At 71.2% G+C, this 25,539-nt stretch carries 20 protein-coding genes; 8 read left to right on the forward strand and 12 right to left on the reverse strand.

Annotated elements, in window-relative coordinates; translation table 11 throughout:
- Positions 1-24: 24 nt before the first annotated feature.
- Positions 25-3,204 carry an NACHT domain-containing protein gene (locus tag QSK21_RS01585; RefSeq protein WP_285693021.1) on the reverse strand — a complete coding sequence of 1,060 codons (3,180 nt, stop codon included), beginning with the start codon at positions 3,202-3,204 and terminating at the stop codon, positions 25-27.
- Between the two features lie 84 nt (positions 3,205-3,288).
- The gene (locus QSK21_RS01590; protein WP_285693023.1) at positions 3,289-4,095 is read right to left on the reverse strand and encodes an IclR family transcriptional regulator; all 807 of its coding nucleotides are present in this window, start codon (positions 4,093-4,095) and stop codon (positions 3,289-3,291) included.
- 105 nt (positions 4,096-4,200) lie between these two features.
- Between QSK21_RS01590 and QSK21_RS01595 the strand changes: the two genes are divergently transcribed.
- From QSK21_RS01595 to QSK21_RS01625, 7 genes are all read left to right on the forward strand, one after another.
- Positions 4,201-5,613: an aldehyde dehydrogenase family protein gene (locus QSK21_RS01595; RefSeq protein ID WP_285693025.1), complete on the forward strand. Its 1,413-nt coding sequence runs from the start codon at positions 4,201-4,203 to the stop codon at positions 5,611-5,613.
- Entirely contained in the window at positions 5,610-7,094 is a 1,485-nt protein-coding gene (locus QSK21_RS01600; RefSeq protein WP_285693027.1) for a sugar ABC transporter ATP-binding protein, read from the forward strand. The genes QSK21_RS01595 and QSK21_RS01600 overlap by 4 nt, the downstream gene beginning before the upstream one ends.
- Positions 7,091-8,080 carry an ABC transporter permease gene (locus tag QSK21_RS01605; RefSeq protein WP_285693028.1) on the forward strand — a complete coding sequence of 330 codons (990 nt, stop codon included), beginning with the start codon at positions 7,091-7,093 and terminating at the stop codon, positions 8,078-8,080. Before QSK21_RS01600 ends, QSK21_RS01605 begins: the two co-directional genes overlap by 4 nt.
- Positions 8,081-8,129: 49 nt before the next feature.
- Positions 8,130-9,101 carry a substrate-binding domain-containing protein gene (locus QSK21_RS01610; RefSeq protein ID WP_285693030.1) on the forward strand — a complete coding sequence of 324 codons (972 nt, stop codon included), beginning with the start codon at positions 8,130-8,132 and terminating at the stop codon, positions 9,099-9,101.
- 53 nt (positions 9,102-9,154) lie between these two features.
- The gene (locus QSK21_RS01615; protein ID WP_285693032.1) at positions 9,155-10,018 is read left to right on the forward strand and encodes a sugar kinase; all 864 of its coding nucleotides are present in this window, start codon (positions 9,155-9,157) and stop codon (positions 10,016-10,018) included.
- 100 nt (positions 10,019-10,118) lie between these two features.
- A complete protein-coding gene (locus QSK21_RS01620) occupies positions 10,119-11,531 on the forward strand; it encodes a hypothetical protein (RefSeq protein WP_285693033.1) in 1,413 nt (470 codons plus the stop codon).
- 18 nt (positions 11,532-11,549) lie between these two features.
- On the forward strand, positions 11,550-14,201 hold the full coding sequence (locus tag QSK21_RS01625) for a DUF5107 domain-containing protein (RefSeq protein ID WP_285693035.1): 2,652 nt from the start codon (positions 11,550-11,552) through the stop codon (positions 14,199-14,201).
- A gap of 57 nt (positions 14,202-14,258) precedes the next feature.
- Here the strand turns inward: QSK21_RS01625 and QSK21_RS01630 are convergent, their stop codons facing one another.
- Together QSK21_RS01630 and QSK21_RS01635 are read right to left on the reverse strand one after the other, a co-directional pair.
- Entirely contained in the window at positions 14,259-15,869 is a 1,611-nt protein-coding gene (locus QSK21_RS01630; RefSeq protein WP_285693037.1) for an alkaline phosphatase D family protein, read from the reverse strand.
- A 59-nt stretch (positions 15,870-15,928) separates the two neighbouring features.
- The gene (locus tag QSK21_RS01635) at positions 15,929-17,377 is read right to left on the reverse strand and encodes an MFS transporter (protein WP_285693039.1); all 1,449 of its coding nucleotides are present in this window, start codon (positions 17,375-17,377) and stop codon (positions 15,929-15,931) included.
- A gap of 87 nt (positions 17,378-17,464) precedes the next feature.
- Here QSK21_RS01635 and QSK21_RS01640 point away from each other — a divergent pair, with 87 nt between their 5' ends.
- A complete protein-coding gene (locus QSK21_RS01640) occupies positions 17,465-18,295 on the forward strand; it encodes a helix-turn-helix transcriptional regulator (protein ID WP_285693041.1) in 831 nt (276 codons plus the stop codon).
- Here the strand turns inward: QSK21_RS01640 and QSK21_RS01645 are convergent.
- Genes QSK21_RS01645 through QSK21_RS01680 form a run of 8 tightly spaced genes read right to left on the reverse strand, consistent with a single transcriptional unit; the run spans position 18,229 to position 25,537 of the window.
- Positions 18,229-18,858, reverse strand: coding sequence for an SRPBCC family protein (locus QSK21_RS01645; protein WP_285693042.1), 630 nt, complete (start codon positions 18,856-18,858; stop codon positions 18,229-18,231). The genes QSK21_RS01640 and QSK21_RS01645 overlap by 67 nt on opposite strands.
- A gap of 12 nt (positions 18,859-18,870) precedes the next feature.
- Complete coding sequence (locus tag QSK21_RS01650) at positions 18,871-19,194, reverse strand: NIPSNAP family protein (protein WP_285693044.1); 324 nt, start codon at positions 19,192-19,194, stop codon at positions 18,871-18,873.
- The gene (locus QSK21_RS01655) at positions 19,191-20,090 is read right to left on the reverse strand and encodes an FAD binding domain-containing protein (protein WP_285693046.1); all 900 of its coding nucleotides are present in this window, start codon (positions 20,088-20,090) and stop codon (positions 19,191-19,193) included. Before QSK21_RS01655 ends, QSK21_RS01650 begins: the two co-directional genes overlap by 4 nt.
- Entirely contained in the window at positions 20,087-21,061 is a 975-nt protein-coding gene (locus QSK21_RS01660; protein ID WP_285693047.1) for an amidohydrolase family protein, read from the reverse strand. Before QSK21_RS01660 ends, QSK21_RS01655 begins: the two co-directional genes overlap by 4 nt.
- Positions 21,058-23,400 (reverse strand): xanthine dehydrogenase family protein molybdopterin-binding subunit, encoded by a 2,343-nt coding sequence (locus QSK21_RS01665; RefSeq protein WP_285693049.1) that lies wholly within the window; start codon positions 23,398-23,400, stop codon positions 21,058-21,060. Before QSK21_RS01665 ends, QSK21_RS01660 begins: the two co-directional genes overlap by 4 nt.
- Before the next feature lie 53 nt (positions 23,401-23,453).
- Positions 23,454-23,942 (reverse strand): (2Fe-2S)-binding protein, encoded by a 489-nt coding sequence (locus QSK21_RS01670; protein WP_285693052.1) that lies wholly within the window; start codon positions 23,940-23,942, stop codon positions 23,454-23,456.
- On the reverse strand, positions 23,943-24,755 hold the full coding sequence (locus tag QSK21_RS01675) for an alpha/beta fold hydrolase (RefSeq protein WP_285693053.1): 813 nt from the start codon (positions 24,753-24,755) through the stop codon (positions 23,943-23,945).
- Positions 24,752-25,537, reverse strand: coding sequence for an ABC transporter ATP-binding protein (locus QSK21_RS01680; protein WP_285693054.1), 786 nt, complete (start codon positions 25,535-25,537; stop codon positions 24,752-24,754). The genes QSK21_RS01675 and QSK21_RS01680 overlap by 4 nt, the downstream gene beginning before the upstream one ends.
- Between the last annotated feature and the right edge of the window lie 2 nt (positions 25,538-25,539).

Below are 25,539 nucleotides of genomic sequence, written 5' to 3' on the forward strand. Positions count from 1 at the left end.
GAATGTCCACCGCTTCGGTCGTGATCAATCACGCATTTTCGGCCACGCGATCATCACCGCGGGGTGCGCGCTGAAGCTCACGCCCTCACTCGTCGAGGGCGTGAGCTTTTCCTGGCGGATGGCCCGGGTCACCCTGTCGTGCACCTCACGCAGGCGATCGGGATCGACGTCGGCCCGGTCCACGAGCCGTTGGAGCAGCCGCTGGAGGGTGTGAAGCTGCCTCCGGTTGAACCCCTCGGTAACGGGCGCTACAGCCATCACACGGAGAAGGTCTTCACCGGAAAGGAGGTCGAAATCTTCACCCAACTGCTTCAGGACGAGGTCGCCGTACCGTTCACTCCGCCCTTCAATGAAGATGAAGGCATCTTTATATGTCTGAACCCTTTCCTCCACGTCCTCCACAGGAGCCAGAAGCAACTCCAGAAGGCTTTTAGCGGTATGTTCTATTCTAGAAGAAGAAGAGTCGAAAACAAACCCTCCACCGACCATCCCCGGGTCGATATATTTTAGATAGGGCAGCAAGGCCACCAGAAGATTGAGCTCCGAGGCTCTAAGGCCGAAGAGAACCTCTCGGGAGTACCCTCCCGCATCGACCGGGATCACCACATCCTTCTCTTCGCCCAGCAGCCGCGAGAGGAACGGATGCAGCGTTCTGACCCTGACACGACCGACATCATCCATACTCAGTGTCAGTAACTTGGTTTCGTCATCTCCCGGATACCCAGGTGTGAAGGTGCGTGTCAGCGATATCCATTCTTCGTCTCTGAACTGCGACTCCCACAGGTTGATGCACGAATTCCACCGGACGTGCGATTTGTTCGCGTCGCCGGTGCAAAACAATTCGTTTCCGGTCAGCGGCCGATCGGCCACGACAGCGCAGAGAAGGAGCAGGTTGGCGCTGTACACGGCGTATCCGCGCGGCGCGAGAGCATGGACGGGACGGTAGTCGCCGAAGGTGTTCCCGGTGCGGGTCTCCAGGGAGCCGGCGAAAAGCTCGCAGAGATACTTCAGCAAGAGATCCCTCTTGTCCGCGGGCACCCTCTTCGCGATCCCGTACCGCAAGAACGGGGCGATATTGGTCCGGGTGGTGAGCACCGCGAACGAAAGCAGCGCGTGCAGGAAGGCGTCATCGGGGCGGCGGTCCAACCGGTCACGCAGCCGCGCGAACTCCAGTTCCTCCGCGAACTGGGCCAGCTCACGGGCGACCAGGCGCGCCACCAAATACTCGCCGAACGTGGCATGCAGGAACTCGTAGGTCTTCAGGCGCTGTTCGTCGCGCAGCGCCTGCGCGCGGTGGACGAAGAAGAACCCGCCGATGACGCTTTCGGCCGCCGACAGGGAACGGCGGAAGTCGCCGGTCTCGCGAGCGGCCACGGGTGTGACCACCTTCAGCGCGTTCAGGTCATCGTTCAAATCCTCCTGAGTCACCCATTGGCGCCCCCTGTTGAACATCGCGAACGCGGTAACGGCGAGTTTGCGTAGTTCGTTCTCGATCAACCGGGTGAGCTCGGCGTCCTCCAGGTCCTTGTCGCCCTTCTGTACCTCCCGCTTGGCGAAGGAGACAAGGAGCCGTTCGTAGAGTTCGGCCTCGTCGAGGTGGCCGCCGGCCTGCCGGAGTGCGTTGGCGTCAGCGTCGTACAGCGCGAGCATGAGCAGCAAGAGGGGCTGGCTCGCCAGATCGGGGACGGCGCGCACGTCGTCGGGCGACAAGGGCTCAAGCCCATGGTCGGCGAAATACCGCTCGTTGCACCGGTTCCAGATCTCGGTCCAGTGGTCCACCTGTTCGGGGCTGAACGGTTCGAGGCGGAGCACCGGCGTCTCCTTCGGCACCCGCGCGCGGTCCGCAACGGCGGTGCGGCTGGTGACGATGACCGCCACCGGGCGTCCGCGTTCGGCCTGGCGCTCCTGGAAGTCGACGATCTTCTCCAGGTAGCCGTTCTGGCTCACGCCGGTCGCCTGGAGCAGTTCGTCGAAGCCGTCCATCATCACGACAGGAAGCGCGCCCTGGGCGACCTGCACGAGTTCGGGCCAGGGCATCGTCTCGTCCAGGGCGTCTCTGATCGCGTGCTCGATCTGCCCCAGCGGCTCGCTGTCGGCGGGGACGGTGCGCAGTTCGACCCTCAGCGGCAGGAAGTCGCCCGGTGGCAGCCGCGCGGCGAGCATCTTGGTCAGCACCGACTTGCCCGCGCCCGGCTGGCCGAGGATCAGCAGCGGCGCCTGCGTGGCCTGCGGCAGGGTCAGATACCCGGACAGGAAGTCGTTGAGGTCGTCGCGGCGCGCCACCTCTTCCCAGGCCGATTCGTCCGCGGGACGACGGTCGCCGCTCCCCGAGGGCAGCAATTTGAAGCCGGGGTTGACGTACGCCTGGCCGAGCATCGGGATCGCGAGGCCCTCGGGGACCTCGTCCGCGGAGACGATCTTCCGGGAGAGCGCGGCCCGGCTCTCGCGGATCAGGGCGTCGAGACGGTCGGACGGCGTGCGTCCCGAGGCGATCCGGACGAGCCGGTCCTGGAGGCCGGACAGGCTCTCCTGGAGGCGGCGCACGGTTTGGCGCGTGGCCTCGTGCTCGGAGAGGTTCACCCAGCATTCGACCTCGGGGAAATCCGCCACGAGCTGGCGGAAGTACTCCTCGTAGCGGCGGCGGGCGGCGGCGGGAAGCGTCTTTTCCAGCTCGTGTCTCACCAGACCCCGCTCCGTCGCGTTCCAGCGGCTCCACAGCTCAAGGCCGGAGACCAGCGAGATCAGATCGGCGGAGAAGCGCCGGTAGAACTCCTCGATCTGGACGAGCAGCGTTTCGTGCGGGTTCTGCGGGGAGGGCAGGGGAAGCTCGGCGGCGATCAATTGCTCCACCCAGTGGCCGATCGGGTCCCGGTTGACCAGCCTCTCCCGATCCCGCTCGTCCAGGGATCGGGCGACGCGGAGGTTCAGGTCCCCCAGGGCCTCGAAGTAGGAGGTGACCACCACGACGCCGTGCGCGGCGATGAGGCGGTCGGTCCGGTCGTACCTGGCCAGGCCCTTGACCCGGTCGCGCAGGTTCCTGATGAACGAGTCGGCCAGCCTGGACGCCTCCATGCGCGCGTCCAGCAGGTCGAACGAGCCCGTGCCCAACAGGGCGATGGCGGAGACCTTGTCGAGGAGGCCGGAGAGAGCGCTCTCGCCGCCGAGCAAGGCCACTGCGTTGCGGTAGCTGTACGTCCGGCGCACGCACGCGATGATACGGAGCCGCCGCACGTCCCGAAGCGGGCTTGCACGAAGCGGCCGGGCGGTCGCTGGGAAGCCGGGCAGGGCTCACCAGAGCGCGGCGAGCTTGGCGGCCGTGACGCGCAGCGCGGGGGCGAACGAGACGAGCCGTTCGGTCGGCACCATGAACGTCACCGTCGAGATGCTCACGCCGCCCGCGACGGCGCCGCCGCGGTCGAACACCGGCGCGCCGATGCAGCGGATGGTCTGCTCGTTCTCCTCGTCGTCGATGGCGTAGCCGCGTTCCCTGATGCGTGCCAGCTCCTCGTCCAGGCGGGCCCGGTCGGTGATGGTGCGGTCGGTCCTGGCGGGCATGCCGGCGCTGGCGAGGATCGCCGCCAGCTCCTGCTCGGGCAGGTGGGCCAGCACGCATTTGCCGATGGCGGTGCTGTGCAGCGGCAGCCGCATGCCCACCCGCGAGGCCATCCGGTACGGCTGGTCGGCCTCGACCTTGTGCACGTAGACGGCGTGGTCGCCGCCGCGCAGCGCGAGGTGGACGGTCTGACCGACCTCGGCGGACAGGTCCGCCAGGATCTCCCCGACGCCCGCGCCGCCGACCGCCCTGACCTCCTCGGCCAGCGCGAGCATGCGGGTGCCGGCGCGGTAGGTCCCGTCGCCCTCGTTCGCGATGAAGCCCAGCTCGTTGAGCGCGGCCAGGATGCGGTGCGCGCTGGCCTTGGGCACGCCCGAGTCGGCGGCGATGTCGGCCAGCCGCCGTGGACCGGTTCCGGCCACCGCGGCCTCCAGGACGTTCAGCGCCTTGCTCACCGCGTTGCCCGCCGAGGACGAGCGTCCGCCCCGCCGCTGCTCATCGGCATCGGAACCCGGGCGGTCATCGATCCGATCTTCGCCCATTGACAGCGTGCACCCCCAGACTTAATGTTCCGGTTGTTTTATAACACGAGATGCCGTTTCACGTAACAGAACGCAGCACGAGATAGCACGAAGCTTGGGGAGCCGATGTTGGGGAACCAGCCGACCGACGGGAGCCTGCCCGTCCACAACCCGGGGAACGGGGCGCTCCTGGGCGAGATGCCGGTCCTCACCGAGGAACAGGCGCGGCAGGCGGTCGAGGCGGCGCAGCGCGGGCGCCGCGCGATGGCCGCGACCCCGGCGCACGAGCGGGCCCGCATGCTGAACGCCGTCGCCGACGGCATCGAGCGGCGCGCCGCCGAGCTGGCCGTGACGCTGGCCGCCGAGAACGGCAAGCCGATCCGGCAGACCCGCGAGGAGGTCGCCGCCGCGATCCGGATCTTCCGCGGCTTCGCCGGCGAGGCGACCCGGATCTTCGGACGGCAGATCCCGCTGGACACCGTCCCCGGCCTGGAACGGCACCTGGCCGTCACCGTGCGGGAACCGCTCGGGGTGGTCGCGGCGATCGTCCCGTTCAACTACCCGGTCGAGCTGTACGCGCACAAGGCCGCGGCGGCGCTGGCCGCCGGCAACGCGGTGCTGGTCAAGCCGCCCGAGAAGTGCCCGCTCACGCTGATGGAGATCGCCGGGATCGTGACCGAGGCCGGTGTGCCCGCCGAGGCGCACCGGCTCGTGCCCGGCGGGCCGAAGCTGGCCCGGTTCCTGGCGTCCACGCCCGGCGTGCAGATGATCAGCCTCACCGGCAGCACCGCCGCCGGACGCGCCCTGTCCGAGCTGGCCGCCGGAACGCTCAAGCGCACGCACCTGGAGCTGGGCGGCAACGACGCCCTGATCGTGTGCGCGGACGCCGACGTGGAACGCGCCGCCGAGGCCGTGGTGCTGGGGCGGCTCGCCCGCGGCAACGGCCAGATCTGCTGCGCCGTCAAGCGGATCTACGCCGAGGACGGCGTGTACGACGCGTTCGCGCAGGCGCTGGAGGCGCGGGCGCGGGAACTGCTCCTCGGCGACCAGCTCGACGAGGCCACCGACGTCGGGCCGCTCATCACCGAGCCCGCCGCGATCGCGGTGGCCGAGGCGGTGGACGCGGCGGTCCGCGGCGGCGCCAAGCCCGTCGTCGGCGGCCCGCGCGACGGCGCGTTCGTCCCGCCGACCGTGCTGGTGGACGTCTCGCCGGAGGAGGAGGCGGTGGCCGAGGAGATCTTCGGCCCGGTCGCGCCGCTGCTGCGGGTCGGCGACCCGCTGGAGGCGGTGGAGCTGGCCAACGCGTCCCCGTACGGGTTGCAGGCCGCGATCTGGACCCGCGACGTGCAACGCGCGTTCGGCCTGGCGAGCCGTCTGGAGGTCGGCGGCGTGGTGATCAACGGCTCCACGGCGCTGCGCGCGGAGAACCTCCCGTTCGGCGGGCCCAAGCTGACGGGTGGGGCGCGGGAAGGGCTGCACGACACGCTCCTGGAGATGACCGAGCAGAAGACCATCATCGTCATGGACGCCCTGTCATGAGGCTGGAACTCAAAGGTCTGCGCAAGGGTTATGGCGGCGTCGAGGTGCTGCACGGCGTCGACCTGACCGTCGAGGGCGGCGAGGTGCTGGCGATCGCGGGCGCGAACGGCGCGGGCAAGTCCACCCTCATCAAGGTGCTGGCGGGGGCGGCGCCGCTGGACGGCGGGGAGATCGTCCTGGACGGTGAGCCGCTGCGGCTGCACAGCCCGCAGGACGCGCACGACCGCGGGTTCCGCACCGTCTATCAGGAGCTCAGCCTCGTCCCGCAGATGACGGTGACCGAGAACGTGCTGCTCGGCGCGCTGCCCACCACACGCGGCATGATCGACTGGGGCGCGGCGCACGCCCGTGTCCGGGCGCTGCTGGACGAGATCGGCTTCACCGACATCGACCCCCGCGCCACGGCCGGGAGGCTGTCGGTGGCGCGCCGGCAGATGGTCGAGATCGCCAAGGCGCTGGCCGGCGAGCCCCGGCTGCTCGTCCTGGACGAGCCGTCGGCGGTGCTGGCCGGGTCCGATCTGGACCGGCTGTTCGACCTGATCAGGGTGCTGCGGAAGCGCGGGGTCGCGGTGCTGTACGTCTCGCACCGGCTGGCCGAGGTGATGGAGATCGCCGACCGGATCACCGTGATCAAGGACGGCAGGGTGGTGGAGACCCTGGAACCCGCCCGTACCAGCGAGGACGAGATCATCACGCTGATGGCCGGGCGCCGGCTGGAGCAGATCTACCCCGACCGCGAGCCCGCGCCCGGCGCGCCGCTGCTGTCCGTGCGCGATCTCGGCCGGGACGGGGCGTTCGGCGGGGTGTCGTTCGACCTGGCCGCCGGCGAGATCGTCGGGATGTTCGGGCTGGTCGGCAGCGGCCGCAGCGAGGTCGCGCGCTGCCTGTTCGGCGCCGACCGCCCCGACACCGGGACGATCGAGCTGGACGGCAGGCCGGTCGGCTTCCGCACGCCGAGCGAGGCGATCGCGGCCGGGGTCGCGCTGGTCACCGAGGACCGCAAGGACACCGGACTGGTGCTCGGCATGAACGTCGCCGACAACGCCACCTTCGCCACGATGCGGCAGGTGAGCCGGCACGGCCTGCTGGACCCCGGCCGCAGGGACGGCACCGTGCGGCGGATGATCGAGCGGCTGGACATCCGCCCGCCGCGTCCGACGATGCCGGTCGGCCGGCTCAGCGGCGGCAACCAGCAGAAGGTCGTGCTTGCCAAGTGGCTGCTCACCCGGCCGCGCGTGCTGATCTTCGACGAGCCCACCCGGGGCGTCGACATGGCCACCCGCGTGGACATCTACCGGATGATCGACGAGCTCACCCGGGACGGCGTGGCCATCCTGCTGATCTCCTCCGACCTGGCCGAGGTGATCGGCGCCACCGACCGCGTGCTGGTGATGCGCGAGGGCCGGCTGGTCGCCGAGGTCCGCTCGGCCGACACCACCGAGGACGAGGTACTGGCGCATTCCGTGGGGGTGGCGGCATGAGTGAAGTGAAGACTGTGGCGGGCGCTCAGGATGAGGCGGGTGCCGCCGTGCGGAAGGGGCTGGGCGGGCGCGTCCCGTACGCCAACCTCGGGCTGGTCGCCGCGGCGCTGATGGTGATCGTGGTCTCGGGTGTCACCAACGACGCGTTCCTGACCGAGGGCAACCTCACCAACCTGCTGCGGCAGATGGTCACCACCGGGCTGCTGTCGCTGGGGATGCTGATCGTCATCCTCACCGGCGGGATCGACCTGTCGGTCGGTTCGGTGGTGGCGCTCACCGGCATCCTGTCGGCCGGGCTGGTGGAGGGGCTGCCGCTTCCGGTGGCGATCCTCGCCGCGATCTGCGTCGGCGTCCTGTGCGGGGCGATCAACGGCACGCTGATCGCCCGGTACTCGCTGGCGCCGTTCGTGGTGACGCTGGCGGCGATGACCACCTTCCGCGGGCTCACCTATGTCTACTCGCGGACGCCGATCACGCCGACGACGCCCGACTTCCTCACCCTCGGCGCGGAGAACCTCGGCCCGGTGCCGATCGCGACGATCATCACGCTGGTGCTGTTCGCGCTGGGCTGGGTGCTGATCAACCGGACGCCCGCGGGGCGGGCGCTGCTGGGCATCGGCGGCAACCGGGAGGCGGTGCGGCTCGCGGGCGTCAAGGTGCAGCGGCACATCGTGCTGGCGTACGCGCTGTCGGGGCTGTGCGCCGGGGTGGCCGGGGTGATCCTCGCGTCCCGCGTCGGCATCGCGCAGCCCAGCGTCGGCCAGGGCTTCGAGCTGGACGCCATCGCCGCGTGCGTGATCGGCGGCGCCAGCCTGGCCGGCGGTCGCGGCACCATCGGCGGCACGCTGGCCGGCGTGGTCCTGCTCGGCCTCATCGACAACCTGCTGAGCCTGTACGACGTGCAGAGCTACTGGCAGCAGGTGCTCAAGGGACTGATCATCGCGGTCGCCATCCTGGCCCGCCGTGGCGAGCGCCAGGAGACCTAGCGCCGCCCCCTATCCCACCCTTTCACCACCCCTGACCGGAGGAACGACCATGAGAAGAATCGTCGGCTGCGCGCTGGCGGGTGCGCTGGCCCTGACGTTCGCCGCGGGCTGCGGCGGCTCGGACGACGAGTCCGGTAGCGGCGCCAAGAAGCAGATCACCATCGGTGTCGCCAACTTCAGCCTCCAGGCCCCGTACTTCATCGCGATGTCCAAGGCCATCGAGACCGAGGCCAAGACCTACACCAACGTCAAGCTGATCACCACCGACGCGCAGGGCGACGCCAACAAGCTGACCAGCGACATCAACAACCTGCTCACGCAGAACGTCGACGGCGTCATCATCTCCGGCGGCCCGCTGAACGCCGCGCCCGCCGCGATGAACGCCATCAAGCAGAAGGACGTCCCGTCGGTCCTGGTGGACCGCAAGTTCGCCGGCGGCCAGTACACGAGCTGGATCGGCCCCAACAACACCCAGGGCGGGCAGAACGACGGTAAGTACATCGTCGACCGCCTCAAGGGCAACGGCACCCTGGCCATCATCAAGGGCGGCCCGGCCGACAACACCATCGGCCTCGACCGCACCAACGGGCTGAAGAGCGTGCTGAAGCAGTCGCCCGGCATCAAGGTGATCGAGGCGCCGGACTTCGGCGGCTGGAGCTCCGACGGCGGCCTGAAGGTGATGGAGAACCTGCTCGCCCGCAACAGCAAGATCGACGCGGTGTTCTGCGAGAACGACTCGATGTGCCTGGGCGCGCAGAAGGCCATCGGCGACGCCGGGCGCAGCGACGAGATGTTCCTGGTCGGCGTGGACGGCCAGAAGGAGGCGCTGCAGGCCATCAAGAACGGCACCAACTACGCCGCCACCGCGGTGAACAACGCCGACACCATCGGGCGCGCCGGGCTCAACCGGATGATGGCGATCCTCGGCGGTGCGACGCCCCAGAAGGACACGCCGCTGGAGGCCCCGGTGGTGACCAAGGACAACGTCGCGCAGTACCACAACCCACGGAGCCTTTTCTGAGCGGGGACAAGCCGGTCATCGTCGCCGTCGGCGAGGGGCTGCTGGAGGTCGGCGTGCGGGGCGACCTGCCGCCGGACTACCTCGGCCGCGGGTTCGGCGGGGACGTCGCCAACGTGGCGGTGATGGCCGCGCGGATGGGTGCCACCGCGCGGCTCCTCACCCGGGTGGGTGAGGACGCACCTGGCCGGCTGCTGATGGATTTCTGGCGGCGCGCCCGCGTCGACGTGGACCGGGTCACCGTCGACGCCTCGGCTCCCACGGGCGTGTACGTCAACGCGGTGCGGGCCGGTGAGCACCGCTTCCACTACTACAGGTCGAACTCGGCGGCGTCGCTGCTCGGAGAGGAGGACGTGGACGGGGGCCTGCTGGAGGGCGCCGACGCGCTGCACACCAGCGGCATCTCCCTGGCGATCTCGGGTTCGTCCGCCCGTGCCGCCGAACGGGCGGCGGACCTGGCCCGGGAGCGGGGCGTCACCGTGACGTTCTGCGTCAACCACCGGCCGTCGCTGCGGCCCGACCCGGAGCGCGGCCTGCGGTTCGCCCGCGCCGCCGACATCGTGGTCCTGTCCGGTGAGGACGCCCGCGCGCTGCTCGGGACGGGCGAACCGGACCGGGTCCGGGACGCGCTCGGGGACGGGCCGAGGGAGATCGTGCTGACCGACGGCGCGGCCGGCGCGCTCGTCCTGACCGACGGCGCGGAGCACCGGGTCGCCTCTCCCCCGGTGCGGGTCGTCGACACCGCCGGCGCCGGCGACGCGCTGACCGGGACGTACCTGGCCCGGCGGCTGGCCGGCGCCCGTCCCGCCGAGGCGCTGGAGACGGCCGTGATCGCGGCGGCGCTGTCCTGCCGGTATCCGGGGTGTGCGCGTTCGTATCCGACCGCCGACGAGGTCGCGCGAGTGGCCGCCACGGCATAACCCATCGAACCCACCACCCGCTGGGTCCGTCCGTCATGGCCGGACCCAGGGCGAAGCCTTGTCAGATTCTCCCGTTCACCCCCCAAGGAGGAGGATTCACATGCGCAAGCGCACCATTCCCATCCCGACAGGCCGACGCAGGACGGTGTGCGCCGCCCTCACCGTCGGCGTCCTGGGCGCCACAGCGCTGAGCGGCGCGATGCCGGCCAGCGCCGACCGCGGGGGGCACGGCCCGCATCCCGGCTGGAAGCTGCTCTACTCGGAGAACTTCACCAAGCCGCTGGGCGACGCGCCGTGGATCCGGGAAGCCTACGACGATCCGTTCGACACCGTCATGGACGACAACGGCGAGTGGTACCGCAACGACTACGGCCCGGTGTGGGAGCAGCAATTGAACTCCTTCGCCACGTACCGCAAGGAGTTCCGGGTCGGCAAGGACGGCTGGCTGACCGCGTCGCTGTCGGCCAGGGACTGGAACAAGGACGGCCGGATCGAGGCGCCGCCCTCCATCACCAACCGGACGCTGCCCAACGGCCGGAAGGTGGCGGAGATCAAGGTGCCCGACCACACCGGCGGCGCGATCTTCCGGCCGACCAACAAGCTGCCGGAGCGGTACCGGGTCGAGTACAAGCTCACCACCGTCGACTTCGGCGGCAAGCGCAACGGGACCATCGAGTACGACGGCCGGATCAACGGTTACAGCAAGGAAGGCTGCAAGACCCAGCACCCGTGGGGCGAGGGCTCCGACAGTCCGGGCTGGGAGGGCGACGCCTCGGCCCCGTACTGCGAATGGCAGGACGTGCGCGCGGGCCGGTACGGCTACAACGGATTCCACTACATGGCGATCGTCGACTTCGCCAATCCGGCACCGCGCAACAACCACTTCTGGCATTACCGCCGCAAGGTTCTGATGGACGGGTTCGCGCAGCATCCCGACCGGGTCGGCAACGGCACCGGCGGGCGGGTCTGCAACTCGAACACCGGCGAGTACTACAACTACCGCGACAGCAGTTTCAACACCGTCAACATGTGGATCAGCGGGCTGCCGAACTGGCGTCCCGGCAAGGGCGGCCTGGCCGGCAACTCGCAGTGGTTCATGACCAGTTGCTCGGGCGGCGTGGCCGAGCAGCAGCTCTCCTCGGCGGCCGAGCTCCAGCCCGAGCTGATGCCGAACACCGAGTACACCTTCGCGATCGAGCGTGACGCCACCGGCTACACGCTGGAGGCGGCCGGCAACTTCGCCCGGGTCGGTTACAAGAAGCTGCGCTTCCACCGCCCGTTCATCGTCGGCAACGCGCCGATCTGGCATTACAACCAGAAGCCCAGCGAGTACGACGGGCGGTTCAACAACACCCTCGTCCAGAACGACTACAACGGCACCCGGGAATGGCCCGACCAGTGGCCCGCCGGGTCCGGTTACCCCGACTACTTCGTCATCGGCGACCTCTACACCAACGTGTACGAGGGCAGCGCCAGCCTGACCGACATCCGTCTCTACGTCCCGAAGAAATAGGGAGCTGAAGAAACACCCATGAGAACGATGAGCAGAAGCCGGATGCGCGGCGCCTCGCTGGTGACCGCGCTGGCCCTGGCCGCGACCGGGGGGACCGCCGTCGCGCTGCCCGCGCCCGTGCTGGCCCAGGCGAAGCCGTCCGAGCACTCCGCCAAGCCGTCGCTGCGCGTCACCAAGGTCTCCGCGCGTGACGACAAGTCGATCGACATCACGTTCAACAAGGCGCTGGGCGACGACATCCGCCAGTTCACGGCCGCCAACACCGCGTACGCGGGCCAGTACATCACGCTGGACGGCCGGCCGCTGTCGCAGATCGCGGGCACCACGGTGCGCCCGGTCGACACCCCCGACCGGCGCACGCTGCGGGTCGTCCTGGGCGGCGACACCCGCCTGGAGGACCGCACCTACAAGATCCGGTTCGACGGCGGGCAGGACACGCTCGCCGACCTGTTCTTCCGCGCCGCCGACGGTGGTGTGCTGCCGGGGACGTCCACGGCGGAGATCCCCTTCCGCGGGACGGCCAGGGACGCCGCGCCCGTCGCGGTCTCGTCCGCCGCGATACGGGACGCCCGCACCGTCGAGGTCACCTTCGGCACCAGCATCTGGTCGGGCATGCCGCGCGGCGCCTACAGCCAGACCGACATCGCGCTGAAGGACGGCGACACGACCGTCCACCCGGTGTACGTGGAGCACGTGCCGGGCACCGACCAGCGCACCTACCGGCTGTTCTTCGGCGCCGACCTGGACCGGGACGCGGCGTACCGGCTGAGCCTGGCGCCCGCGCTGCGGCTGACCGGCAGCGCCGGCACGGCCGCCGAGGCGGTGGAGTCGGACGTCCGGGCGGGCGGGGGCGCGTACGCGCCCCCGCGGATCGCCGGGGCCACGGCCGGCGAGCAGGGCGACGAGATCACGATCCGCTTCACGCGGCGGATCGCCAAGGTGCGCAGCGGCGGCGAGGACCTGGCCGTCAAGGAGACGGTCACGGGCATCAGCGGCGCCACGCTCACCGACGACGAGGTGCGCGGCTTCCTGCGGTTCCCCGGCCTGACCACCGACCGGGGCGTTCCCTTCGCGCAGGCCCTGCGTTCGGACGCGGCGTACTTCCCCGACGCCACCACGCTCGTGGTGCGGCTGGACAGCGGCCACCGGCTCAAGCCGGGCGGCCACGGCTCCGTCGCGGTGACCAAGGGCGCGCTCATCGACGTCACGGGCGCGGCGAGCACGTCCACCGGCGACACCCGCGTCGCCATCCCGGGCCGGTTCAAGAAGCCCGGGGACGACTTCGACCCGAAGGCGCCCGACTACCTGAAGGTCGACACCCACGCCACCACCGTCTTCCAGCGGTACGACTACACGGTGAGCGAGGACGGCGTCTCGGTCCGGCGCGAGGGCGTCTTCGACAAGGTGGTCGGCCAGACCATCAAGACCGTCGTGGTGGAGAACAAGTACGTCAAGGCGACGTTCGCGCCCGGGTACGGCGCCCGGCTGCTCTCCATGATCTACAAGCCGACCGGGCACGACCTGTTCTACCTCAACCCGGTCGGCACCCCGTACGGCCACTCCAGCACGCCCCCCGGCACCCCGGGCAACTCGCCGTTCTACCAGAACTGGCTGATGGTGTGGGGCGGGGTGTTCCCGACGCTCACCGAGGCGGAGCACGGCAAGTACTGGAACGTGCCGTGGGACTTCAGCATCGACCGCCGCAAGAACAGGTTCGCCATCACCATGACGAACACCGACACGGTCGACTACCCGTACAAGCCGCCCCGGTACGTCTACGGCGCCACGGGCATCAAGACCTCGGTGACCTACGCGCTGGACGCCAGGCGGCCCACCGTCGACATGACGGTCAGCCTGCACAACCCGGGCGACCAGGACCGCAAGTTCGAGTACTGGACGTGCACCACGCTGGCGCCCGGCGAGGACACCTACGACGGCTCGCCCACCATGTCGATCGTGTCGCCGGTCAAGAAGATCTACCGGGACCCCGGCTACCGGTGGATGGAGGGCAAGGAGGAGCCGGCCGGGCAGCCCGGTGACGGCATGCTCAAGTTCGACAGGCTCAAGAAGATGTCCGAGTGGGACCGCAGCGGCATCGCCTACGGCCAGGACCTGGCCACGATGCCACAGGGCGACTGGTGGGGCGTGGTCAACCACGAGAACAGCGAGGGCGTCGTCCGCGTCGGCGACAACAAGAAGACGCCCGGCCTGAAGCTGTGGGAGTGGGGCCAGAACTCCTCGTTCGACACCAACCCGTACAGCAAGGGCAACTCCGCCCGCCCCTACATCGAGCTGTGGGCGGGAGCGTCCGACAAGTTCTTCAGCCCCGCCACGCTGAAGGCCGGGCAGACGCTCTCGTGGACCGAGACCTACCTGCCGACGATGGATTTGGGCGACATCACCAACGCCACCGCCCACGGCGCGGCAGACGTCAGGGTCGACGCGTCCGGGAACGTGCGCGGGCGGGTGTTCCCGACCGACATCGGGCAGCGCCTGCGCGCCACCCTGGTGGACGTCTCCACGGGCCGGACGATCGACACCGAGAGGTTCACCGCCGGCGCCCACACCGCGGTGAAGCTGGACGGCACAGTCGCCCCCGGCGGCCAGGCCAAGCTGATCCTCACCGACGACGATGGGAGGACGCTGCTGACGGCCCAATCCGGCCTGTGATGTGAGATCCGGTGGAGGGCGGCCCGGGGCGACCGGAGGGGCCGCCCTCCACGCATGTCAGCCCTCCTGGACGCCGGGGCGCCGGTCCTCGACCACGTAGGTCGCGCGGGTCGAGACCGGGGCTCCGGGCCTGGTGACGTACGGCAGCACGCGGAAGTCGCTCCTCCAGCGTTCCCGGTCGAGGTTCACCCGGATGTAGCCACGCTGGGCGTTGAAGAACTTCAGGTGCGGGTTGGCGGACAGGAACAGACGACCGAGGTCGTCGATGTCGGCTCCGTCGCCGCCGCTGGTGACGGACGTGCCGACGAACTCGGCCCCGACGGTGGGCGAGTCCGGGTCGTCGAAGTCCTCCTTCAGGTCGGCGGCGTAGTTCTGGTGGCGGTCGCCGCTGATGACGACGAGGTTGCGGGCACCGCCCTTGTGGGCGGCGGCCAGCACCTTGTTCCGGTCGGCCGCGTAGCCGTCCCAGGGGTCGAGCCACACGTCGGTGCGCTCGCTCGGGTCCCAGTCGGTCTGGGCCATCGGGACCTGGTTGCCGAGGATCTGCCAGCGGGCCCGCGACCTGGCCAGGCCCTTCAGCAGCCAGCGGCGCTGCTGCTCGCCCAGGATGGTGCGGGCCGCGTCGAACCGCTCGTCGCAGGAGTTGCTGCGGCCCGTCCCGTTGCCGTACGAGCACGCCTGGATGTCGCGGTGACCGCGCGTGTCGATCATGGTGAACTCGGCGAGCCGTCCGTAGGCGATCCGCCGGTGCAGCCGGATGTTCGGCCCGGCCGGCAACTGGGCGCGGCGCAGCGGCAGGTTTTCGTAGAACGCCTGGAAGGCGGCGGCCTTGCGGGCGGCGAACTCGGCCGGGTCGGGGTTGGGGTTCCGCCCGGCGATGACCGTGTCGGCCGCCCAGTCGTTCACCACCTCGTGGTCGTCCAGGGTGTGGATGAACGGGACCTGGGCGTGCGCCCTCTGGAGCGGCTGCTCGCTCTTGTAAAGGGAGTACTGGAGCCGGTAGCGGTCCAGCCCGAAGGTCTCGGTGCCGAACTGCGGCGGCACGGTCACCCCGCGCCGGTTGTTGTTGGTGATCTCGTACTCGTAGATGTAGTCGCCCAGGTGCACGATGAGGTCGAAGTCCTCGTCGACCATGTGGTCGAAGGCGGTGAAGTACCCGTCCTGCCATGCCTGGCAGGACGCGATGCCGAAGTTCAGCTCGCGCGGCAGCGACCCGGCGGCGGGCAGGGTGCGGGTGCGCCCGACCGGTGAGATCTCCCCCGCGGCGCGGAAGCGGTAGAAGTACTCGCGGCCGGGGGCGAGCCCGGAGATCTCGGGGTGGACGGAGTGCCCCAGGTCGGGGGTGGCGACGGCCGCGCCGCGCCGGACGACCTTCCTGAAGCGCTCGTCGCGCGCCACCTCGTACTCCACCTTGATCCGGCGGTCGGGCATCCCGGCCTTGCCGTCGGGGGCCAGCGGGTCGGGCGCGAGCCGCGTCCAGAGGACGAAGCCGTTGGGGGACGGGTCCCCGGAGGCGATGCCCAGCGAGAACAGGCCCGACTTACGCAGCGTGTAGGCGTGCGCGGCGGTTCCGCCGAGCGCGCCGGTGCCGAGCAGGACGGCGGCCGCGCCGGCCCCGCCCCAGCCCAGGAACCGGCGCCGCGACATCGGCTCAACGTGTAAGGACATGCGGACCTCCGTACATCTCAGGGTGGCCGCGGAGATCATAGCGTTGGCAATGCGAAAATTCACGGCTTGTCTTGGGAACATCGCACTGGTACATGTGAACTTTGGCCGAACTGCTCAGAAACGCCGGATCCGCTCCGGATCGACCGCAGCGCGCAACCCGCGCCCAGCGCCAGGAGGACGGCCATCGCGGCGGTCATCCTCCACAGCCCTGTGGACGAGGACGGCGCGGCGAAGTACACGCTGCCGAGCCCCGCGACGCTGATCACCCCGGCCAGCATCGGGCCCGTGGAGTTGAGCGCGGACAGGGCGGAGGCCAGGCGGGCGTCCACAAAGGACGAGACGCGGGCGATCAGCGGGCTGTACCCGGCGGCGTGTCCCGCCCCCGCCAGCAGGAGCAACGGGACGGAGCCGACACCGGGCCAGCCGCCCGACGCCCGCCACACCAGCAAAGACGCGCCGGCCGCGAACGCGACCGGGCCCGCGACGGGCAGCGCGTTCCCGACCGCTTCCGGAAAGCGGTTCCAGGTGAGGCTGAGCGACCCGAACCCCACGGCGTACGGGACGAACGCCAGGCCCGCCTCCAGCGGAGTGAAACCCAGGCCCGACTGGAGGTGCACCGTCAGGCACAGCAGGAAACCGGTGTAGCAGCCCATGATGATCCAGCAGGCGGCGAGCCCCGGTTTCACCCCGCGAGGCCGCAGCACCGCCAGGTCGAGCAGCGGATGGCGGTCTTGGTCGCCCCGCCGTTTCTCGTACCGGACGAACAGCGCGAGCAGCACCGCTCCGCAACCGAGCGAGACGCGCGCCCAGAGAGGCCATCCCGCGTCCGGGCCGAAGATCAGCGGGGTGGCGGTCGCGGCCATCGCCACCGTCAGCAGCCCCACGCCCGGCAGGTCGAGGCGCGGCCTGGCGTGCCCGCCGTCCGGGTCCTTCAGGACGCGGGATCCCGCGACGAGCAGCACCACACCGACCGGGAGGTTGATCAGGAAGGCAGGACGCCAGCCCAGGCCGAGGAGATCGGCGCCGACCACCAGGCCGCCCGCGAGTTGGCCCAGCGCGACGCCGAGCGCGAGGACCATGCTGTAGAGGCCGATCGCGCGGCGCCGCGCGGCCCCGTCCCAGGACGCCTGGATCAGTGCGAAGACCTGCGGGACCAGCATCGCCGCCCCGGTGGCCTGCGCGACGCGCGCCAGCACGAGGACGGGCGCGTTCGGCGCCAGCCCGCACAGCAAGGAGGCCGCGGTGAAGCCCGCGAGGCCGTACAGGAACGCGCGGCGGTGCCCGATCACGTCGCCGATCCGGGCGCAGGTGACCAGCAGCACCCCGGTCGTGAGCAGATAGCCCGACACGATGAGCTGGATCGCCGTGCCGCCCGCGTCGAGTTGCTCGCGGATCGCGGGCGCGGCCACCGACACGATCGAGCCGTCCATGGACGCCATCGCCTGCCCGGTGAGCAGCACGGCCAGCATCCGGGCCGAGCCCAGGGCGGAGGTTCGGGTGGTGGGCATGGGCCGCAGCATGCGGGCCGCGGCGCCGCCCGGTCTTGAAGAAATATGCGGATAGCCGTGGACAAGGGCATAGATAAGGTACGACTCGTGCGTTCAAGCCATGCCCTGATCACGACCCCGGAGGTGGCCGTCCACGAGGTCGTGTGCCGAGACGACCACACCGGCTGGTCCGAACCCGAACCCGCGGGCGGCGCCCAGATCGTCTTGGTGCGGCGGGGCCGGTTCAGGATGGACGCCGAGGGACGCACGCTCGCCGCCGACCCGACCACCGGCTACCTGCAAGGACCGGGCGCGATCCAGCGGTTCGCGCACCCCGCGGGCGGCGACGTGTGCACGTCGATCTCGCTGAAGGGGCACGCCCTCACCGCCGAGCCGTGGCTGGACGACGCGGTGCGGTCGCCCACGTCCCACGAGATCCGCGTGGACGCCCGCCTGGAGCTGGCGCACCGGCTCCTCCTCCGCGCCGATGCCGGTGGCGTGGACGAGGCGGTCCTCACCCTGCTCGACCTGGCCCTTCGCGGCCAGCGGCGCCGTACCCCGTCCCCCGGTCCAGGACGGGCGGAGCTGGCCCGGCTGGCGCGGGAGGCGATCGTGGCCGGCGAGCCCGGCAGCGACCGGCTGGTCCCGCTGGCCCGGTCGCTGGGGACCTCGCCGTCCCATCTGAGCCGGACGTTCCGCCACCACATCGGGATGAGCGTGACCCGGTATCGCAACCGGATTCGGATCAGCCGCGCCCTGCAACGCATCGAGGCGGGCGAGACCGACCTCGCCCGCCTCGCGTACGAGCTCGGCTTCAGCGACCAGGCCCATTTCACCCGGGTGCTGCGCGCCGAGCTCGGCCGGACTCCGGATCAGGTGCGTTCGCTGCTGGTGGGGGACGGGAAGGCGCGGCAGGCGTTGCGGCGGCCGAGGAGGTAGCCGATGACGCCGGCGGCCACGGCGACCGCGGCCGGGACGGCGGCGCGGCGCAGCAGCGGCAGGACGACCGTCGTGCCGACGTCCAGGGTCTGCTCGGTCTGCTCGGCGGGCGCGACGGCGCCGTCCCTGATCAGGGCTTCGAGGCGGGCGGTGAACTGGTCGATCAGCATGGTGCTGACCTCGGACAGGAGGCTGCGGCCGAACTGGGCGGCGCGGCCGCTGATCGCCAGTTCGGTGCTGACCTCCACGCGGGTGCCGCCGTCCTCGGGACGCAGGTGGGCGGTGACGGTCGCGGCGGCGGTGCCGCTGCCGCGCTCCTCGCGTCCGCGCGCCTCGATGACGCCCCGGTGGTCGATGTCGTCGTGTTCGACGAAGCGGGCGGTGCCGCGGTACTTGGCGGTGATGGGGCCGATCTTGGTGGACAGGCCGCCGCGGTACTCGCCGTCCACGACCTCGTCGAGGTGCGCGCCCGGCAGGCACGGGGCGATCCTGGGCAGGTCGGTCAGCAGGGTCCACGCCTCCTCGACGGGGAGGGGGACATGGAAGGCGTTCTCAAGTCGCATGCGGGTCGTCTCTCAGTGTGCGTCCGGCCAGTACGGCGCGGGGGTGAGGATGCGGCTGGTCATCTCGGCCACGATCGGGCCGTCCGCCTCGGACTCGGCCTTGACCCGCTTCCAGTCCGGGTCGGCCTGGAACGCGGCCCAGGCCGATTCCCGCGTCCGCTCGTCCGGGAAGCGCAGCAGGTAGACCAGGTGGCCGGGGTCGTCGGCGGCGTGCCAGAACCCGGTGACCTCCAGGCCGTGCCGGGCGAACAGGCCGAGGGTGTGGTCGGCGAAGCGGGCGTTCAGCGCGTCGGCCGAGCCGGGTGTGGCCTTGTACTCGCGCAGCTCGTAGATCATGACGCCTCCTGGGCGGCTTCGGTGTCGGGGACGGTGGCGCGCCGGTACGCCTCGGCGACCGCGCGGGCGAGCAGCGTACCGGCGACATCGCGGCGGTACGCGCCGGTGGCGTGCAGGTCGTCGCTCGGGTCGAGGGCGGCGCGCAGGGCGTCGGCGGCCTCGGCCAGGCGTTCTTCGGAGGGTGGCGCGCCGGTGAGTACGGCCTCGGCGGGGTCGGCGCGGTAGGGGGTGGGTGCCACCCCGGTGACCGCGATCCTCGCGTCGGTGATCGAGCCGTCGTCGGCGGCGGTGACCTGGGCGGCGACGCCGACCAGGGCGAAGTCGCCGCGGCGGCGGCTCACCTCCTCGAAGGCCGCTCCGGTGCGGGGCGCGGCGCGGGCGAAACGGATCTCGACCAGGAGCTCGTCCGGTTCGAGGGCCGTCATCAGGTTGGCCACGAAGAAGTCGCGGGCGGCGATCTCGCGACGGCCGCGCGGTCCGGCCGCGACGAAGACGGCGTCCAGGGCGCGGGCGGCGGCCGGCAGCTCGGCGGCCGGGTCGGCGTGCGCGAGGCTGCCGCCGACCGTGCCCCGGTTGCGGATCGGCGGGTGGGCGATGTTGGGGAACGCCGCCGCCAGCAGCGGGGCGTCCGCGGCCAGCCCGGGTGAACGCTCTGCCCGCGCCTGCCGCACCATCGCGCCCACGACCAGCTCCGACGAGGTACGCCGCAGCTCGCCCAGCGCGGCGATCCCGCCGAGGTCGATGACGTGCTCGGGGCGGGCCAGCCGGAAGTTCAGCAACGGGAGCAGGCTCTGCCCGCCCGCCAGCACCTTGGCCTCGGCGGAGTGCTCGGCGAGCAGCGCGATCGCCTCGCGGGTCGTGGACGGGCGGTGCAGCTCGAAGTCGACCGGCTTCATGTGAAGAGCTCCGCCGCGGTCCGGCCGAGGATGGCGGCGCGGTCCTCGTCCTTGAGGTCGGCCGCTGCGACGACCTCGCGCGGGGCCAGGTCCCCGATGGGGAACGGGTAGTCCGAGCCGAGCAGCACCCGGGCCGCGCCCGCCTTGGCCACCAGGAACTCCAGGGTCAGCGGGTCGAAGACGACGCTGTCGAAGTAGAGCCGGGCGAACGACTCCAGCGGGTCGGCCGTGGTGTCCGGGTGCAGCGCGTGGTTGCGTGTGAGGCGTCCCAGGACGTACGGGAGGGCGGCCCCGCCGTGCGCCACGACGATGCGGGCTCCCGGGAACCTGGCCGGGATGCCGGTGTAGAGGAGCCGGGCCAGCGTGACCGTGCTGTCCTCCAGCCGGGCCAGCCCGTTCACCAGGCCGAAGTCCTGGTAGCGAGCCCCGGCTCCGGCGAAGCCGGGATGCAGGAAGATCACGGCACCGGTGTCGTCGGCGGCCTCCCAGAACGGGGTGTAGGCGGGATCGTCCAGCTCCCGGCCGCCCGCCCGGGTGGCGATCATGATGCCGGGCAGCCCGGCGCGGCGGCAGGCCACCAGCGCGGCGGCGGCCCGCTCCGGGTCCTGCAGCGGAACGGTGCCGAGCGCGGTCAGCCGCTCGTCGGCCGCCGCGATCTCACCGACCGCCGAGGTGAGCAGCTCGGCCCAGGCGGCGCCCTCGGCGGCGGGCAGGTCGTACCCGAAGATGTCCAGCCAGCCGCCGATCACCTGGCGCTCCACGCCCTGCTCGTCCAGCCAGCCGAGACGCCGGTCCAGGTCGATCAGGCCGGGCGCGATCGGCCGGGTCGGCGTGCCGCCGGAGAACGCCACGGTGTACGTCGCCTCGTGCGGCCGGACCTCGACGCCGGGGAACCGCTCGCGCCCTGCGGCGAGGTCGTTCAGCAGCGCGCGCGGCGCGGCGTGCGCGTGGACGTCGATCACAGCGGTCATGCTTCTCCTCGGGATGTGGCCGTGGCCCGCAGCGCCGCCCACACGTCGCCGGGCTTGATCGGCAGCGAGTGGACGGGCGGCGCGCCCGCGGCGGTCAAAGCGTCGTTCACGGCTCCGGCGACGGCGGCCGGCGCGCCCATGTAGCCGGACTCGCCCGCGCCCTTCTGGCCGAGGGTCGTGTACGGCGAGGGCGTGCAGTGCTCGGTGTCGACGATCTGGGGCACCTCGTGCGTGCTGGGCAGGAGGTAGTCCATGAACGACTGGGTGAGCGGCTGCCCGTCCGGGTTGAAGGCGAACTGCTCGTACAGCGCGACGCCGATGCCGTGGGCGGTGCCGCCGTACACCATGCCGCGCACGACGTCCGGGTTGATGACCGTGCCGCAGTCGTGCGCGATGTAGTAGCGGTCCAGGTCGACCTTGCCGGTGCCGGGGTCGATGGACGCGAGCACCAGGTGCACCTCGAAGGAGTAGGTCGGGTAGAGCTGCACGGTGCCGTCCGGCTTGGCCAGCGTGCCCGATCGCGGCGTGTGCGCGACGTGGACGACCTCCAGGCCGGGCTGCATGCCGTCCGGCATGAGGTGCTGCTTGCGGTGCGCGATCGCGACGATCTCGTCCCAGCCCAGGCGCCGCTCGGGGGCGCCGCGGACGACGACGTCGCCGCGGTCGTAGTGGACCTCGTCCACAGCGACGCCGAGGTTGTGCGCGGCGATGGCGCGCAGCTTCCCCTTCAGCTCCTCGCTCGCGCCGCGGATGGCCCGGCCGAGCACGATGGTCATCCGGCTGCCGACCGGGCTCTGGGACGGCAGCCCGGTCAGGGAGTCGGCCCGCACCACCGCGATCGAGGAGGGGTCGCGGCCCAGCTCCTCGCCGACCAGCGTGGCCACCATCGTGTCGTGCGACTGCCCGGCGGAGGACAGCGCGACGATCGCGGTGACGGCGCCCTCGCCGTCCACCCGCAGCCGGCAGCCCTCGGGGAAGGTGGTCTTGTCGTTGGACGGGTTCATCACGTTCTCGAAGATCGCGTTGCCGCCGCCCGGTTCCAGGCAGGACGCGACCCCGATGCCGGCGAGCCGCCCGGCGGCGCGCAGCTCGTCCCGGCGCGCCTCCAGCGCGGGCAGCCCGGCCAGCGCGACGGCCTTGTCCATGACCGCCGGGTAGTCGCCGGAGTCGTACTCGGTGCCGCTGGGGATCCGGTACGGGAACTCCTCCGGCCGGATGAAGTTGCGGCGGCGCAGCTCGATGCGGTCCATGCCGAGGTCGCGGGCGGCCTGGTCGACGGCCGCCTCGATCGCGTAGTTCGTCGGGGACTGCCCGAAGCCGCGCACCGCGACCTGGCCGGTCTTGTTGGTGACCACGGCGGTGGCGTTGTAGGACACGCTCGGGATCCGGTACGGGCCGACGATCGCGCCGATCGGCTTGGCGAGCTGTAGCGGCGACCGTCCCGGGTAGGCGCCCTCGTCGTCGATCACGTCGATGCGGATGCAGGTGAAGACCCCGTCGGCGGTGTAGGACAGCTCCACGTCGAAGATGCGGTCGGGGCCGTGGAAGTCGCCGCCGTGCATGTTCTCGGCGCGGTCCTCGATCAGCTTGACCGGGGCGTCCAGCCGCCGCGCCAGGTACCCGACCAGCACGCCGTGCTTGATGCCGCGCTTGACGCCGTAGCTGCCGCCCACGTCCACGTCGAAATGCACGCGGACCTGGTTGGTGGGGATGCGCAGCGAGCGGGCCAGTTGCTCGGGGAACTGCGGCATCTGGATCGACGCCCACACGTCCAGGAGGTCGCGGTCCCGGTCCCATCGCGCGACGACGCCGAAGGTCTCCAGCGGCACGGTCGAGTTGCGGTTCCAGCGGGTGCGGACGCGGGACGTGCCGTCGGCGCGCGCCCGGTCACCGTCCACATCGCCCCAGCGGAACTCGCGGTGCGCCATGACGTTCGTGCCGTGCGCCTCATGGACGAGCGGAGCCCCGTCCTGCGCGGCCTGCTCGGGGTCGAGCACGGCGGGGAGCGGCTCGTAGTCGACGTACACCCGCTCGGCGCCGTCCTCGGCCTGCGCCCTGGACTCGGCGACCACGGCGGCGACCCACTCCCCCGCGTACCGGGTCTCCTCCACCGCCAGCGGACGCCATTGCACGTCCGGGACGTTGAGGTACTGGCGCAGCGGCTCGGTGTCCTTGGCCAGTTCCTCCCCGGTCAGGACGGCGACCACCCCGTCCACCTCCAGGGCCTCGGACACGTCGATCCCGGTGATGCGGGCATGCGCGTGCGGGCTGGTGACCAGGCCGACATGGAGCGTTCCCGGCGGGGTGATGTCGGCGACGTACCGTCCCCGCCCGGTCACGAACCGCCGGTCCTCCCGAATCCGCCCGGGCTTGGACACATACCTGTGGCCGCTCATCGGGGACCCGCCGCGGCGGCCTCGGCCGCCCGTTCGACGGCCTCGCGGATCTGGACGTAGCCGGTGCAGCGGCAGATGTTGCCGCCCAGCGCGTCGTCGATCTCCTCCCTGGACGGGTTCGGCCGCTCGTCCAGCAGCGCCTGCGCGGCCAGCACCATGCCGGGCGTGCAGTACCCGCACTGGAGGGCGTGGGCGTCGCAGAACGCCTGCTGCACCGGGCTCAGCCGGCCGTCCGGCTCGCCCACGCCCTCGATCGTCGTCACCGACCGCCCGTCGGCCTGCACCGCCAGGACGATGCACGAGCGCACCGGCTCGCCGTCCAGCAGCACGGTGCAGGCACCGCAGACGCCGTGCTCGCAGCCCAGATGCGTCCCGGTCAGGCCGAGCGTGTCGCGCAGCAGGTCGGCCAGGCTGGTCCTGGCCGCCGTGACACAGCGGCGCGGCTCGCCGTTGACGATCGGCTCGATCTCATGGCGGCTTCCCATTCAGCTCCCCCCGATGCGGTCGAGGAAGCCCTCGACCAGTCGCGTGAACTCCGCCGGGTTCTCCAGGTTGGACAGGTGCCCGGCCTCCGGGACGGTGCGCAGCTCGGCGCCCCGGATCCCGGCGGCGATGCGCTCCGACAGCGGGCGCGGCGTCTTGGCGTCCCGCTCGCCCCACAGGACGAGCGCCGGGGCCCGTACGGCGGCCAGCCGGTCGGTGATGCGGACGCCGAAGCAGCCCGCGCAGACGGCGGCGTAGCGGTCGGCGTCCATCCCGGCGATCGCCTTCCGCACGGCCTCGGCGCCGTCCGGCGGCGGCGTGCGGGTGAAGGTGTCGGCGACGTAGGAGTCGGCCAGCGCCGCCATGCCCTGCTCGCGCGCCCGCCCGGCCAGTGCCGCGATCCTGGCCTCCGTCACCGCGGGCTCCAGCTCGGTGAAGCCGTCCGCGACGACGATGCCCGAGACCCGTTCGGGACGGGACGAGGCGTAGGCGATCGCCTGGATGCCGCCCAGCGACACCCCGACCAGCGCGGCCCGGCCGACCCGCGCGTCGTCCAGCACCCGGTCGAGGTCATCGGCCCAGGCGGAGGGCCACTCGCCGTCCGCCGGCACGCGCTCGTCCCAGCCGGACGCGCCGTGCCCCCGGCTGTCGGGGACCAGCACCCGCCGGCGTTCCGACAGGACCGCCGCCTGCTGCCGCCACATGCGTCCGTCGGCGCCGAGGCTGTGCAGCAGCACCACCGCCTCGGCGGACCTGGGTCCCAGATCCAGATAGCTCAGGTCGGGATGGCCGCCCGTGGTACGCGGCTGGTTCACACGGCTCCCTTCTGCGTGTTCTCTACGGGCCCCGGGCTCTCCGGCGCCTCGGGTGTCATCGCGGTGAGGACGCGTTCCCGCAGCTTCTCCAGCTCCTCGGGCGACGGGTCGGCCGGGACGGCGACGTCGTCGGCGAGATGGCCGGGCGGGCGCATCACCAGGATCCGCTCGCCGAGCGTCAGCGCCTCGCCGAGCGAATGGGTGATCACCACTCCGGTCTTGCCGTTGGCGCGGACCAGCTCGACGAACTCGGCGCGCAGCGCGGTCGCGGTGATCTCGTCCAGCGCGGAGAACGACTCGTCGCACAGGATGATCTCCGGATCGACGGCGAACGCGCGGGCCAGCGACACCCGCTGCCGCTGGCCGCCCGACAGTTGGTGCGGGTAGGCGTCCTCGCGTCCCGCCAGGCCGAGCCGCGACAGCCAGTCGCGGGCACGCGCGTCCCAGTGCTCCTTGGGAATCCCGGCGAACTTCATGCCGACCTTCACGTTCTGGAGGGCGGTGCGCCAGGGCAGCAGCCGGGCGTCCTGGAACACCACGGCGATGCGCCGCCGGAACCAGTCGAACTCGGAGTGCGGGTCGTGGCCCTGCACCCTGACGGTGCCGTCGGTGGGCGGGAACAGCCCGAGGATCAGGTTGAACGTCGTGGACTTCCCGCAGCCGGTGACGCCCACGATGGAGACGATCTCGCCGCGGCGGATGCCGAAGCTGAGATCGCGCACCGCGTGATGCCCGGGGAAGACCTTGTTGACCCGGTCGAACTCGATGATCGTCGCGGACATCG

This window comes from Actinomadura sp. NBRC 104412, from assembly GCF_030269515.1.
Classification (GTDB): domain Bacteria; phylum Actinomycetota; class Actinomycetes; order Streptosporangiales; family Streptosporangiaceae; genus Spirillospora.

Bases quoted from the DNA above. Each gene is read 5' to 3' on its own strand.
- QSK21_RS01590 (WP_285693023.1), bottom strand. From the start codon at position 4,095: ATGGGCGAAGATCGGATCGATGACCGCCCGGGTTCCGATGCCGATGAG.
- QSK21_RS01595 (WP_285693025.1), top strand. From the start codon at position 4,201: ATGTTGGGGAACCAGCCGACCGACGGGAGCCTGCCCGTCCACAACCCG.
- QSK21_RS01600 (WP_285693027.1), top strand. From the start codon at position 5,610: ATGAGGCTGGAACTCAAAGGTCTGCGCAAGGGTTATGGCGGCGTCGAG.
- QSK21_RS01605 (WP_285693028.1), top strand. From the start codon at position 7,091: ATGAGTGAAGTGAAGACTGTGGCGGGCGCTCAGGATGAGGCGGGTGCC.
- QSK21_RS01610 (WP_285693030.1), top strand. From the start codon at position 8,130: ATGAGAAGAATCGTCGGCTGCGCGCTGGCGGGTGCGCTGGCCCTGACG.
- QSK21_RS01620 (WP_285693033.1), top strand. From the start codon at position 10,119: ATGCGCAAGCGCACCATTCCCATCCCGACAGGCCGACGCAGGACGGTG.
- QSK21_RS01625 (WP_285693035.1), top strand. From the start codon at position 11,550: ATGAGAACGATGAGCAGAAGCCGGATGCGCGGCGCCTCGCTGGTGACC.
- QSK21_RS01630 (WP_285693037.1), bottom strand. From the start codon at position 15,869: ATGTCCTTACACGTTGAGCCGATGTCGCGGCGCCGGTTCCTGGGCTGG.
- QSK21_RS01635 (WP_285693039.1), bottom strand. From the start codon at position 17,377: ATGCCCACCACCCGAACCTCCGCCCTGGGCTCGGCCCGGATGCTGGCC.
- QSK21_RS01645 (WP_285693042.1), bottom strand. From the start codon at position 18,858: ATGCGACTTGAGAACGCCTTCCATGTCCCCCTCCCCGTCGAGGAGGCG.
- QSK21_RS01650 (WP_285693044.1), bottom strand. From the start codon at position 19,194: ATGATCTACGAGCTGCGCGAGTACAAGGCCACACCCGGCTCGGCCGAC.
- QSK21_RS01655 (WP_285693046.1), bottom strand. From the start codon at position 20,090: ATGAAGCCGGTCGACTTCGAGCTGCACCGCCCGTCCACGACCCGCGAG.
- QSK21_RS01660 (WP_285693047.1), bottom strand. From the start codon at position 21,061: ATGACCGCTGTGATCGACGTCCACGCGCACGCCGCGCCGCGCGCGCTG.
- QSK21_RS01670 (WP_285693052.1), bottom strand. From the start codon at position 23,942: ATGGGAAGCCGCCATGAGATCGAGCCGATCGTCAACGGCGAGCCGCGC.
- QSK21_RS01680 (WP_285693054.1), bottom strand. From the start codon at position 25,537: ATGTCCGCGACGATCATCGAGTTCGACCGGGTCAACAAGGTCTTCCCC.